Here is a 12,442-nt window from a genome sequence, read left to right on the forward strand (position 1 = left end):
ATAGGAAAGATGCATGCATCTCACCGCAATCCGGCCCATACATCAAGTCAGATCGGGCGTACCGGTTCGAGGATGACAAAGGACAAGTGTCCTTTTCCCCACGCATGTATGCAGCGCTTGCCTCATTGGGTCCCTGCAAAACTTCCCGACCGCCTTCCGCAGCGCTGCTTCCCGCACACCATTCAGGCCGCCGCCGCATCGTTGCGCATTTGCCCGATCACGAAACCCAGCAGTTGCGGCTCGGCCAGCGGCCGGCTGTAGAAATAGCCCTGGATCTCGTCGCAGCTCAGGCGCTTGAGCCATTCGCGCTGCTGGACCGTTTCCACCCCTTCGGCGATGACCTTGATGCCCAGCGTGTGGCCCAGCCCGATGACGGCCTGGACGATGGCGGCATCCTGCGAATGCGGCCGCAGCTGGCTGACGAAGGAGCGGTCGACCTTGAGCTTGTCGATCGGAAAACGCTTCAGGTAAGCCAGGCTGGAATAGCCGGTACCGAAATCATCGATGGACAGCTTCAGCCCCAGCGCGCGCAGGGCATGCAGCAGTTCGATCGCCGCTTCGGTGTGCTCCATGACTGCGCCCTCGGTAATCTCCAGCTCCAGGCTGGCCGGCGGGATGCCGGTGCGGGCCAGCAGCGCCTCCATGCGCGCCAGGAAATCGGGATGCCCGAAATGCCTGGCCGAGATATTGACCGCCACCACCACGTCACGCCCGGTCAGGTTGCGCAATGCATGGATCTGCGCGCAGGCCCGCTCCAGCACCCACTCGCCGATGGCAATGACCAGGCCCGACTCCTCGGCTACCGGGATGAAGTCGCCCGGCGGCACCAGCTGCCCTTGGCGACGCCAGCGCACCAGCGCCTCGAAACCAACCAGGCTGCCATCGGCCAGCGATTGCTGGGGCTGCAGGTGCAGCTCCAGTTCGTCGCGTTCGAGTGCATGCACCAGCTGCGCCTCCAGGTCCACGCGCCGCTGCGCCTCGGCATTGAGCGCCTCTGAATACGTCACCAGCAGGCTGCCGCCCTGCTGGCGCGCCGACTGCAGCGCGGCGTCGGCGTTGCGCAGCAGCTGCACCGCATCGCCGCCGTGGCGCGGATACTCGACAGCGCCCAGGCTCAAGTGTGAAAACACTTCGTGCGTGCGGCAGCTGAAGGGGCGCTGCATGCCCGCCTGCAAGGCCACCAGGGCGCGCCCAACGTCCTCGGACTGGGCCTGCTGGCGGTACAGGATGACGAAATTGGCGCCATCGAGCCGGAACACCTCGCCCTGGTAGGCGCCGGCGATGGTACGCAGGCGGGTGGCGATGTCGATGATCATGGCGTCGGCGAATTCATGCCCGTAGGCACCGATGACGCGTTCGAAGCGATCCACGCTGCCCAGTACCAATGTATGGGGATGTCCCTGCAACTGATGCATACGTCGCTCCAGCGAGCGGCGATGCGCCAGTCCGGTCAGCGGGTCGTGTGCGGCCTGGTGCGCCAGCGCATCTTCGGAGCGAAAGCGCGCACGAATGTGATACATCATGAACAGCGCCGTGGCCAGCGCCAGCAGGTTGAACCAGTGCACCAGGCGGGCAATGCGCTGCAGGTTGACATCGACCAGGCCATCCTGGCGCAGCAGCTCGGTCACGTCGTGCATGCCCAGACCATGAAGGGTCCAATGCACCAGCGGATCGGCGGCATTGCGGATGTTCTCGACGGTGTGCTGCATCACCATGGAGAGGCCGGCCCCGCAGGCCACCACCAGAGTCAGCAGCAGATAGATCGGCCAGCGCGTGTGACGCGCCAGGCGCTGGCGCATGCTGCGCTCATGTCCCGCAGCAGGCGGCGGCAGCAGCGCCAGCAGGCTGTCTTTCCAGCGGCGCGGCACCGGCCGCGATTGCAGCATCAGATGTTCCATCATGTCCCCCGGGGTCATTTCGTCAACAGGCGTTCAACCGTATGCAACATCTCGTCACCATCAAAGGGCTTGCCCAGGAAGGCCGCCTGCCCTGCTGCCTGCACACGCTCTTCTTGCACGCGCGTGGGATAGGAGGTGATGACCACCACTGGCGTGGCCAGTTGCTGGCCGCGCAGCCATTCCAGCAATTCCACGCCGCTCATTCCGGGCATCTGGACATCGGTGACGATGCAGTCGGTCCCGTCATAGCCCAGCGCGGCGAGGAAATCGCTGGCGCTGGCGTGGCATTGCACTTGCCAACCCATGGAGCGCATCAGCGCCGAAAGCGCTTCGCGCATGGAGGCGTCGTCATCGATGACGGCGATCTTGCTTGTGTGATTCACTGCATTCCCTTGGCGATGCCGCGCCTCGCGTGATGCCGGGGGCGGCTTGTCCTGTGCATCCCGATGGATGAGATGCATTCTTGATCGCAGGTTAGCAATCCCGCGCCGGGGCGGGAATCATACATTGGTATGAGCGCCGCAGCGCCAGGCTGCAAGCGGCTTTCAGGGCTGCGGCTTGAGTCCGTCCTGTTCCAGTGCCTGGCTCATGCGGACCAGGTCGGCGAAGGAACGCGCCTGCATCTTCTTCATCGCATGGCCGCGATGGATCTTGACCGTGACTTCGCTGGTGCCAAGCTCACCGGCAATCTGCTTGTTGAGCAAGCCGCTGACGGCCAGCCACATCACTTCCGATTCGCGCGGGGTCAGGCTCGCGTAGCGCGCCTGCAGGCCGCTGCGGGCCTGGCGTTGGGCCAGCTGGTGGCGATCCTTCTCATGGGCGGCCGCCACTGCATCGAGCAGGTCCTGGTCGCGGAATGGCTTGGTGAGGAAATCAACGGCACCGGCTTTCATGGCGCGTACGCTCATGGGGATGTCGCCATGCCCGGTCATCAGGATCACGGGCATGTCCACCCCGCTGCGCACCAGCTCGGCCTGTACATCCAGCCCGCTCATGCCTTGCAGGCGTACGTCCAGCAACAGGCAGGCCGGTGCGGCCAGGGCCGCACGCTGCTGGAACTCCACCGCGCTGGCATAGCCGACCACCTGCAGGCCGACCGAGCGCAACAGGCTGTCGAGGGCTTCGCGCAAGGCCGGATCATCATCCACGATGTACACCACCGGCTTGGCTGGCGAAGTGCTGGCCGACTGGTTCGGCGCGGGACGGATCGGCTGGCTCACGAGGCCCCTCCCGTCACTGGCGGCAGCAAGACCCGCATCACGGCGCCCTGCGGGACGCGATTGCCGGCGCGAATGCTGCCATGATGGGCTTCCAGGATGGAGCGGCAGATCGCCAGGCCCATGCCCATGCCTTCTTTCTTGGTGGTGAAGAAGGCGGAAAAGATGCGTTCCATGTGCTCCTGGCTCAGGCCCGGGCCATTGTCGGCCACTTCGACCTGGATCATCGCTGCGCCCTCCTGGGCCTCCCCGGCCGGGACCAGGGTGCAGCGCACCTCGATGGTGGGCGCCACGGTCATGGCCTCGGACATGGCCTGGGCCGCATTCATGACCAGGTTGATGACGACCTGCTGCAGCTGCACCTTGTCGGCCATCACCAGCGGCAGGTCCGCTGCCAGTTCCAGCTTGAGCTTCACGCGCAGCCGGTGCAGCTCGCGGCGCAGCAGGTCGCAGCTCTCCTGCACCAGTGCAGCCGGTGCCAGCGGCACCATGCTGGGCGCCGACTGCCGTGCCATGCCACGGATGCGCTGGATCACTTCACTGGCGCGGCGGGCGTTCTGCTGCATGGCGTCGACGGCGCGGCGCACTTCGCCAAGTTCGGGTTGGTCGCGATCGAGCCAGCGCAGTCCGGCCTGGCCGTGCGTGAGGATGGCCGCCAGCGGCTGGTTGACTTCGTGGGCAATGGTGGCGGTCATCTCGCCCAGCGTGCTCACGCGGCTGGCGTGGGCCAGCTGGTTGCGGGCCTGGTTGAGCGCCTCTTCGCGCTGCAGGAGCGCCTGCGTGGCGTCCTGTCCCTTCACGGCCAGGAAGCCCGTGATGGCAATGGCGGCCAGGCTGACCAGGCAGCGCGCCAGGGCGGCATCGTCACGCAGCACATCGTGCGACAGCACGAAGGCGAGCAGGGTCAGCGCCATGCAGAACAGCATCACCCCGATGACACCCCGGCGCGGCCAGATCCAGACCGACATCAGCACCACGGCCACGTACAGCACCGCAATGGCCACATCCAGCGAGGTCAGCGCATCAACGGAAAAGATCGCCACCGTCAGTGCGGCCGCAGCGGCCGGCACAGCCGGTGAACGAATGGTTCGGTACATGTAGGATCCCCCCTGCTGCATCGCCTCTGTCATCCAAGTTTGGTGAAACTTTTCATCGGTGGGGATTGCGGCGGATAGCCGGTCCCGTTTTGGACGCGAGTATAAGGCCAGTGCGCATGCAGTAGTGCATGTATTACACCAAAGTATAAGGGGGCAATCCGGCGCTGATGCACTGCCGTCGCGGGCGGCTTCTCATGCGCCGGGGAATGGCTGCCATGGCGGTCTGATCCGCATACCTTGGTGTTATTGGCGGCCTGGCACGGCAGTCCTAGCATCGGCTCATCCAATAGCCCAGCCGTGGACCGCCATGAAACTTTATGAAACGCTTGCCGAGACCATCCGTCGCCAGATACTCAACGGCGTGATGCTGCCGGGAGAAAAGATTCCCTCAGTGCGCCGCGCCAGCCAGCAATACCAGCTCAGCATCTCCACCGTGATCCGTGCCTTCCTGCTGCTGGAGAGCCAGGGCTACATCGAGAGCCGCCCGCAATCGGGGTATTTCGTTCGCACGCCGCAGAACGCGCCAGCGGCACCGACTATCGCGACAGCCCCCCAGGCTTTGCCACCCAGCCGGCTGCCCGCCGCCAATACGCCAGTCGAACTGGTGCTGCACAACCTGCGCTCGATCAACTGCAATGCGCGCATTCCGCTGGGCTCCCCCTATCCCAATCCGGCCTTGTTCCCGTCGATGCGCATCAGCCAGCTGGCGCAAGGCTTCTACAAGCGGCGCGAGCATGCGCAGCTCATCGGGGTGCTCCCGCCAGGCAATGCCGAGCTGATCCGCCAGATCGCGCGGCGTCATTTGCAGACCGGGCTGCCGGTGCAAGCCGGCGAGATCATCATCACCCAGGGTGCCACCGAGGCGCTGCAGCTCTGCCTGCACGCCATCGCCCGGCCGGGTGCCGCCATTGCGGTGGAGTCGCCGACTTACTACGCCCTGCTGCATGCCATCGAACGGGCCGGCATGCGCGCCTTGCCCATCGCCACCGACGCGGACCAGGGCATGGACCTGCCCTCGCTGGACCGGGCGCTGGCCAGCGGCGACGTAGCCGGTGTAGCGGTGATGACCAATTTCCAGAACCCGCTCGGCTACGTCATGCCGGACGCCAGAAAGCAGGCGCTGGTGCGCCTGCTGGCCAAGCACGATCTGCCGCTGGTAGAAAATGATGTCTATGGCGAACTGCACTTTGGCGAGCAGCGCCCGCGCACGGCCAAGAGCTATGACCAGGATGGACGGGTACTGTACTGCTCGTCCTTCTCCAAGAGCCTCACGCCGGAACACCATATCGGCTGGACCCTGCCGGGACGTTACCGGCAGGCGGTGGAGCGGCTCAAATTCCTCAATACGGTGTCCATGCCGGCGCATCCGCAGCGCGCGGTGGCCGAATACCTGCAAAGCGAGGGCTACGATTTTCACCTGCGCCGACTGCGCAAGCTCCTCATGCAGCGCCAGCGCATCATGCGTGCTGCCGTCCTGCGGTTCTTCCCGGCCGGCACGCGCTGTTCCGAGCCACAGGGCGGTTACCTGCTGTGGGTCACGCTGCCGGACGGCATCCTGGCACTGGAGCTGCACGCGCTGGCGCAGGCCGCCGGCATCAGCGTGGCGCCGGGCGACATGTTCAGTACCGACGGGGCCTTCCGGCATTGCATCCGGCTCAACTACAGCTTCCCGTGGGAAGACGGCATCGAAGCGGCCGTGCGCACCCTGGGCGAACTGTGCCACGGCCTCTTGGCCGGTAGCGCACAGGCAGCGCAACCGCACTACCAGGCGGCGCGCCCGCTGGCGGCTCAGGCCCCGGCGGGCGGGCTGATCAACGCCAGGTGAGCCGTGCGCGGCGGAGCGGCCGGCTCGGCCTGCTCTGCCACGCTGTTGTGCGCTCCCATCAAGCTGCCCCAACGCAATTGCTCCACCGGCGCCGGCTTGCCGAACAGGTAGCCCTGCAGGCCGGTGCAGCCGAGCTGCCGCAAGGCGGCCCATTGCTCGCTGGTCTCCACGCCTTCGGCCACCACATCCAGGCCCAGCCCACGCGCCAGGCTGACGATGGTCTGCACGATGGCCCCGGCATGCGGCGTCTGCAACATGTCCTGCACGAAGGACCGGTCAATCTTGAGCTGGTCCAGCGGCAGCTTCTTGAGATAGCTCAGCGAGGAATAGCCGGTACCGAAATCATCCAGCGAGAAGCCCAGTCCGGTTTCCTTGAGCATGGCCATGCGCGCAATGAGGGCATCGAGGTCGGTGAGCAGCATGCTCTCGGTGAGTTCCAGCTTGAGCCGGTGCGCATCGGCACCGGTCCGTTCCAGGATCTCCAGCACGCATTGGGCGAAGTCGGGCTGGCGGAACTGCCGGGCACTGACATTGACCGAGATGCTCAGGTGCGCCGTCTGCGGGTCGTGCGCCCAAGCCGCCAGCTGCTCGCAGGCGGTGGTCAGCGCCCACTGGCCGAATTCCACGATCAGGCCGGCCTTCTCGGCCTGGCCGATGAACTCCGCCGGATACACCATGCCGCGCTGGGGATGCTGCCAGCGCATCAGGGCCTCCACCCCGGAGAGGCTGCCGTCTGCACGCACGATGGGCTGGTAGTGCAGGCGCAGCTCATGGCGTACCAGGGCGTGGCGCAAATCATTTTCCAGCATGGCCATCTGGTCCAGCACTTCCTGCATCGAGGGGCAGAAGAAACGGTAAGTATTGCGGCCTGCCGCCTTGGCTTCGTACATGGCCATGTCAGCCTGGCGCAGCAGGTCATTGACGGTATGCCGACCATTGCCGAAGAGCACCACGCCAAGGCTGGGTGTGCTGCGTACCTCATGGCCCTGCAGTTCATAGCCGGCATTGAGCGCCACCAGGATCTTGCGGCAGACGCACTCGGCATTGTGCTCGGCTTCTTCGACCAGGCTGCCCAGGTTCTCCAGCAGGATCACGAATTCATCGCCACCCAGTCGCGCTACGGTATCGACCTCGCGCGTGACCTGGCGCAGGCGCAGCGCGACCAGCTCCAGCAGGCGGTCGCCGGTATCATGGCCCAGCGTATCGTTGAGGCCCTTGAAATTGTCGAGGTCCACGAAGATCACCGCGCCCACCTGCCCTCCCCGCGCATAGCGGGCCACTGCCTGTCCCAGGCGGTCCAGCAGCAGGCGGCGGTTGGGCAGTTCGGTCAGGCCGTCGTAATACGCCAGGCGAGCGATCTCCTCCTCGGCGGCCTTGCGTGCGCTGATGTCCATGCGGGTGCCGACCATGCGCAGCGGGCGGCCCTGTCCATCGCGCTCGACCAGCTTGCCGCGGCACTGGACCCAGACCCAGTGGCCGTCCTGGTGACGCATCTGGTATTCGGCTTCGAAGTTGTGCCGGCTGTCGGCCAGGTGCAGGCGCAGGGCGTGGTCCAGTGCCGGCATGTGCTCCGGATGCACCAGCGTGCGCCACTCGCCGGGCGCATGGAACTGGCGCTCTGGCGCATAGCCCAGCATGGCATTGGCGCGCGCGTCGACGGTACGGATATCCTGCTGGATGTGCCAGTCCCACAAACCGAGGTTGGCCCCCGAGAGGGCCAGTTCCATGCGCTCGGTCATCTCGGCATGCTGCAATTCGCATTGCGTGGCCAGGGCCTGCGCTGCGCGCCGGCGCCGCTGCAGCCACGCCAGCACCAAGGCGGCGGCCACACCGAAAAGCAGCCAGAGCAGCAGGAAGGAATGCACCGGCTCATGCCAGCCTGCATTGACCTGCGCCTGGCTGCGCGAGAGGCTGATGACCAGGGTCTTGTCCAACCCCAGTTCGCGGCTGGTCACGGTGCGCTGGACGATGAGCCGGGATTGTCCCCGTGAGTCGGCGAAGTGCATGACGCTGGTGACGTCGCCTCCACGCAGGTGCTTCTGCAGGACTTCCTCCGGCCCACTGCCGGGCTGGCTGCCCATGCGCATCTGCGCAGCGTTGGCCGGCACGAACAGCAGGCGCCGCCCGTCCTCGCCGGTGATGGCGATGTTCATGTCCTCGGCATACAGGGCCGAGCGCATCACGGCATCGAAATACTCGGGATTGAGGATGGCACTGACCGCGCCCTCGATCCGCCCTTCCGGTGTGGTCACCGGCAGCGTGAGCTTGATGTTGAAGACACCGGGCGTGTTCTCATAGGGCTGCGAGACGTACATCATTTGCCCCGAGGACATGCGCGGGATCTGCGAAAGGAAATCGCTGTCATCCAGGCGCCGGTCATCGAGATCATCGGCCGAGCGCAGGATGTGGCCGCGCGCATCGAGCACCACCATGGCCCGCACCCCCGGCATGGCGCGCTTGAGCGATTGCAGCAGCAGTCGCTGGCAGGACGCGGTGCAGCCGGAGTCCTCGCCCAGGGCGCTGCGCGCGCTTTCCAGCGCATGGCGTACGCCCTGGAACTGGTGCGCCAGGTTTTCCTCGATGATGCGCGCCTGGCTCTGCATGCGCTCGGTTTCATCGGCCACCACCAGGCGCTGCTCGGACCAGACGAAGTTGGCAATGAGCAGCGCCGTAAAACCCAGCGTGGCCGCCAGCGCACCCCATTCGATCATGGTGCGGCTGTAGCCGTGAACTGGTTCACTGCTGCGGGCGATATCGGAGCGGCCAATGCCGGCCATGGTGCCAATGCTGGGGGATCGCATGATGCCTTCCTTGCTTGCGCCGTCGGCGACGGCTTGCTGTGCATGGGAAGGAAGTCTAGGAGGGGTGCGATGAGCCCGGTACATACACAGCGCCGGAGGCTTGTGGAACACAGTTGCCACCGGCATTGATAGGCAGCAACAGCCTGCCTGATCGACCATCGCAATGTGGCCAGGTAGCGCGTGCATGGGTGGCATGGCTTGCTGCAGGCAGCACAGAAGACGTATTCTGCAGGCCGGTACAGCGTGTGCAAGCATGGCATCCACGTTGCTGCTTGCTTATGCTCGCGCCATCGACACCATGCAGCAGGGAGCACATCATGCACATCGAAGTGATGGGGCAATACGAGATTGTCCTGGAAGCGTACGCCAACCTCGCCAATACCGGCTGGCAACCCTTCGTGACGATCTATCGCGGGCGTTCCACCTCGCGCCGCAGCCTGTGCGTCGTCCAGCGCCAGCAGGTGCAGATCGGGGCACCGGCGCGCAGCCGCGACCAGGCCATCGAGGCCGCCCGCGCCTTCGCGGCGCAGCGTATCGCGGCCCGGCGGCTTTGAGCCGCTTCGCGCTGCTCGCCGATGCACTGCCGCCGCACATTTTGACTTAGACTCTAGCGCCATCCGGTCAGGTCGATCGGTACCTTGAGTACGTTGAGGAAGGCATGGCGAGCGATGCGAATACTGCTGGTGGAAGATGACGCGATGATCGGCGAAGAAGTCCGTGCCGCCCTGAAGGACGCTGGCTACGCAGCAGACTGGGTGCAGGACGGTGCGCTGGCCCTGGCCGCGCTGGCGCGACAGCAGTACGACGCCGCCCTGCTGGACCTGGGCCTGCCCGGTACCGATGGCTTGTCGGTACTACGCCAATTGCGCAGGCACGCTGCCACGCCGGTGCTGATCCTCACCGCCCGCGATGGCGTGCAGGACCGCATCGACGGGCTCGACAGCGGCGCCGATGACTACATCCTCAAGCCCTTTGCCATGGGCGAGTTGCTGGCGCGCCTGCGCGCCGTGATGCGGCGCAAGTCCGGCGCGGCCACGGTGGTGCTGGACAACGGCCAGCTATGCCTGGATTTGGCCGAGAAGACCGCACGCTGGCAAGGCCAGCCGCCGGTGACGCTGTCGGCGCGTGAATTTTCCTTGCTGCAGGCACTCATGCATCGTCCCGGTGCCATCCTCTCGCGCGGTGAACTGGAAGAACGCATCTATGGCTGGGGCGAGGAAGTGGAGAGCAATGCGGTCGAATTCCTGATCCACGGATTGCGCAAGAAACTGGACCGCGAGGCCATCAAGAACGTCCGCGGCATGGGCTGGATGGTAGCGCGGGGAACGGCCACGCCATGAAGCACCTGCAACGCTCCCTGCAAGCCCGCCTGTCGGTGGCGCTGACGCTGGCCATCCTGCTGGTGGCCGTGGGCGCCGGTGCCTTCGGTTTCATCAGCGCCTATCGCGATTCCATCCGTCTCCAGGACGACCTGCTGTTGCAGGTGGGCGCGCTCATCGTCCGCCTGGGCGGCAGCCTGCCCGATGATGGCGCCGTGGGCAGCTATCCCGGTGCCGATCATGAATCCCGCATCAGCGTGCAGTGGCTGCCCCAACCGGGCCAGGCCGGCGCCACAGGTGCCGCACTGCCGCTGCCGGAGGGATTGCACGATGGCTTCCAGACCGTCTTCATGTTTCATGAAAACTTTCGCGTCTACGTCCAGCCCCTGCCCTCGGGCCGGCGCATCGCCCTGGCGCAGGAAACCGACGTGCGCGACCGCATCGCTGCGCGCGCCGCCTGGCGTGCATTGATACCGGTCCTGATCCTGGTACCGGTACTGCTGCTGGCACTCCAGCGCATCATGGGACGGCTCTTTGCACCCCTGGCCAGCCTGCGCGGCGAGATCGACCGGCGCCGCGACGATCAGCTTGCCCCCCTGCCGACGACAGGCCTGCCCACCGAAATCAGTCCCTTCGTGGACGCCATCAATCGCCTGCTGGCGCGCGTGCAAGGCGCGATGACGGCGCAGCGGCGCTTTGTGGCCGATGCCGCGCATGAATTGCGTACGCCCCTGGCCGCACTCTCGCTGCAGGCCGAACGCCTGCACCAAAGCGAATTGTCCGACTCCGCCCGCGAACGTCTGCAACGCCTGGAACAAGGGCTGGCACGGGCGCGTACGCTGGTGACCCAGTTGCTGGCCCTGGCGCGCGTGCAGGCGCAGGACCAGGCTGGTGAAGCACCGCGCCAGCGCCTGGTCCTGCGCGAAGCCGTGCGTCCGGTGCTGGAAGACCTGTTGCCGCTGGCCCAGCAGAAGAACATCGACCTCGGCGTGGACGGTTCCCTTGACGCCGAGGTCGACACCAATGCCGTGGAGCTGGGCTTGCTGCTGGGCAACCTGGTCGACAACGCGATCCGCTACACCCCGCCAGGCGGCTGTATCAGCCTGACCCTGGCGGCGCCGGCACAAACGCCGCCGGGCCATGTCCGCCTGGAGATTGCCGACAATGGTCCCGGCATCCCGGCCAGCGAGCGCGAGCGTGTCTTCCAGCCGTTCCTGCGGCTCGACCCGGCAGCGGCGCCGGGTTCGGGCCTGGGCCTGGCGATCGTGCAGTCGGTGGCCGCGCGGCTGGATATCGTGGTGCGCCTGGCGGCAAGCGATGAGCAATCACAGGCTGGCTTGCGCGTGATCCTCGATATTCCCGCGCCAGGGGCGGCAACGGCAACGGTCAGGCCTGGTCAGCAATTTATTGCGCCAGGCTAATGCCGGACTAAGTTTCGTGGCTTACCATGGGGCAGCTTTTTTTCCATGGGAACCCAAATGAACAAGTCCAATGATGCCTTCGGGCAAGGCACCCGTTACCACCCCCTCTACGCCGCGCTGCACTGGCTGATGTTCCTCTTGTTCGTGGTGGCGCTGGCCACCATCGAATACCGCGAAGACATCCCCAAGGGCGATCCCCTGCGCGACCTGCTGCGCACCGTACACATGCATGCCGGCCAGCTGGTGCTGATCTTCGTCGTGGTGCGCCTGGTCGCCCGCAAGCTGACGGGCGTGCCGCCCGAGCTGCCGCTGCCGCGCCTGCAGCAGCTCGGTGCGAGCGCCGTGCACCTGCTGCTGTATGCCGTGATGATCGGCCTGCCCATCACCGGCATCCTCTTCACCCAGGCCGGTGGGCGCGATGTGGTGTTCTTCGGCATGACGCTCCCGGTGATCCTGGCCAAGGACATGGCCGTACGCGGCCCCATCAAGGAGGTGCACGAGTTCATGGGCAACGCGGTGTATTTCCTGGTCGGCCTGCATGTGCTGGGCGCGCTGTGGCACCAGCTCTTTGATCGCATGCCCATCCTGCAGCGCATGTCCTTGCGCTCGCCGCGCCGCTGAGATCTGGCGATCCGCGCAGCGAATGCTGCGCCGCCTTCGTTGACAACGCCATCCGGGCTTTTCGGATGGCGTTTTTTGTTGCCAGGGAAAGGTTTGTGAAAGCCATCAAAAACCTGACACAGGCCGCGTCGACGGGCTTTGCGGAAGATCAAGCCAATCCCGATGAGGCGCTCGAGGTGGCTGCGCAGCAAGGCTTAAATGGTGGGTGTTTCCCCCTCGGAATAACCACCCGGAACCATCATG

The 12,442-nt window shown here is 65.6% G+C and carries 10 protein-coding genes; 5 read left to right on the plus strand and 5 right to left on the minus strand.

From position 1 onward, the window contains the following. Nucleotides 1-182: 182 nt before the first annotated feature. The 4 genes from FYB76_RS07920 to FYB76_RS07935 form a co-directional block, all read right to left on the minus strand. Nucleotides 183-1,901 (minus strand): bifunctional diguanylate cyclase/phosphodiesterase, encoded by a 1,719-nt coding sequence (locus FYB76_RS07920; RefSeq protein ID WP_229296918.1) that lies wholly within the window; start codon nt 1,899-1,901, stop codon nt 183-185. Nucleotides 1,902-1,912: 11 nt separating this feature from the next. Beyond that, on the minus strand, nt 1,913-2,281 hold the full coding sequence (locus FYB76_RS07925; protein WP_158214899.1) for a response regulator transcription factor: 369 nt from the start codon (nt 2,279-2,281) through the stop codon (nt 1,913-1,915). Between the two features lie 162 nt (nt 2,282-2,443). Continuing rightward, the gene (locus FYB76_RS07930) at nt 2,444-3,118 is read right to left on the minus strand and encodes a response regulator transcription factor (RefSeq protein WP_241517295.1); all 675 of its coding nucleotides are present in this window, start codon (nt 3,116-3,118) and stop codon (nt 2,444-2,446) included. After that, nucleotides 3,115-4,212, minus strand: a complete 1,098-nt coding sequence (locus FYB76_RS07935) for a sensor histidine kinase (protein ID WP_195724599.1) — start codon at nt 4,210-4,212, stop codon at nt 3,115-3,117. Before FYB76_RS07935 ends, FYB76_RS07930 begins: the two co-directional genes overlap by 4 nt. A 307-nt stretch (nt 4,213-4,519) precedes the next feature. On the opposite strand from FYB76_RS07935, the gene FYB76_RS07940 reads away from it, so the two are divergent. Next, entirely contained in the window at nt 4,520-6,037 is a 1,518-nt protein-coding gene (locus FYB76_RS07940) for a PLP-dependent aminotransferase family protein (RefSeq protein ID WP_154133288.1), read from the plus strand. Here FYB76_RS07940 and FYB76_RS07945 read toward each other — a convergent pair. Then, nucleotides 6,001-8,838 carry an EAL domain-containing protein gene (locus tag FYB76_RS07945; RefSeq protein ID WP_195724600.1) on the minus strand — a complete coding sequence of 946 codons (2,838 nt, stop codon included), beginning with the start codon at nt 8,836-8,838 and terminating at the stop codon, nt 6,001-6,003. The two genes, FYB76_RS07940 and FYB76_RS07945, sit on opposite strands and share 37 nt — an antisense overlap. Before the next feature lie 317 nt (nt 8,839-9,155). On the opposite strand from FYB76_RS07945, the gene FYB76_RS07950 reads away from it, so the two are divergent. The 4 genes from FYB76_RS07950 (at nt 9,156) to FYB76_RS07965 (ending at nt 12,199) form a co-directional block, all read left to right on the plus strand. Beyond that, nucleotides 9,156-9,392 (plus strand): hypothetical protein, encoded by a 237-nt coding sequence (locus FYB76_RS07950; RefSeq protein ID WP_088754469.1) that lies wholly within the window; start codon nt 9,156-9,158, stop codon nt 9,390-9,392. 114 nt (nt 9,393-9,506) lie between these two features. Next, complete coding sequence (locus FYB76_RS07955; RefSeq protein ID WP_154133290.1) at nt 9,507-10,178, plus strand: response regulator transcription factor; 672 nt, start codon at nt 9,507-9,509, stop codon at nt 10,176-10,178. Next, a complete protein-coding gene (locus tag FYB76_RS07960; RefSeq protein ID WP_229296919.1) occupies nt 10,175-11,578 on the plus strand; it encodes a HAMP domain-containing sensor histidine kinase in 1,404 nt (467 codons plus the stop codon). The genes FYB76_RS07955 and FYB76_RS07960 overlap by 4 nt, the downstream gene beginning before the upstream one ends. A 57-nt stretch (nt 11,579-11,635) precedes the next feature. Beyond that, nucleotides 11,636-12,199, plus strand: coding sequence for a cytochrome b (locus tag FYB76_RS07965; protein WP_088754467.1), 564 nt, complete (start codon nt 11,636-11,638; stop codon nt 12,197-12,199). Nucleotides 12,200-12,442: the final 243 nt, after the last annotated feature.

Source organism: Herbaspirillum sp. CAH-3 (assembly GCF_009668275.1).
In the GTDB taxonomy this organism is placed as follows: Bacteria; Pseudomonadota; Gammaproteobacteria; order Burkholderiales; family Burkholderiaceae_D; genus Herbaspirillum; species Herbaspirillum aquaticum.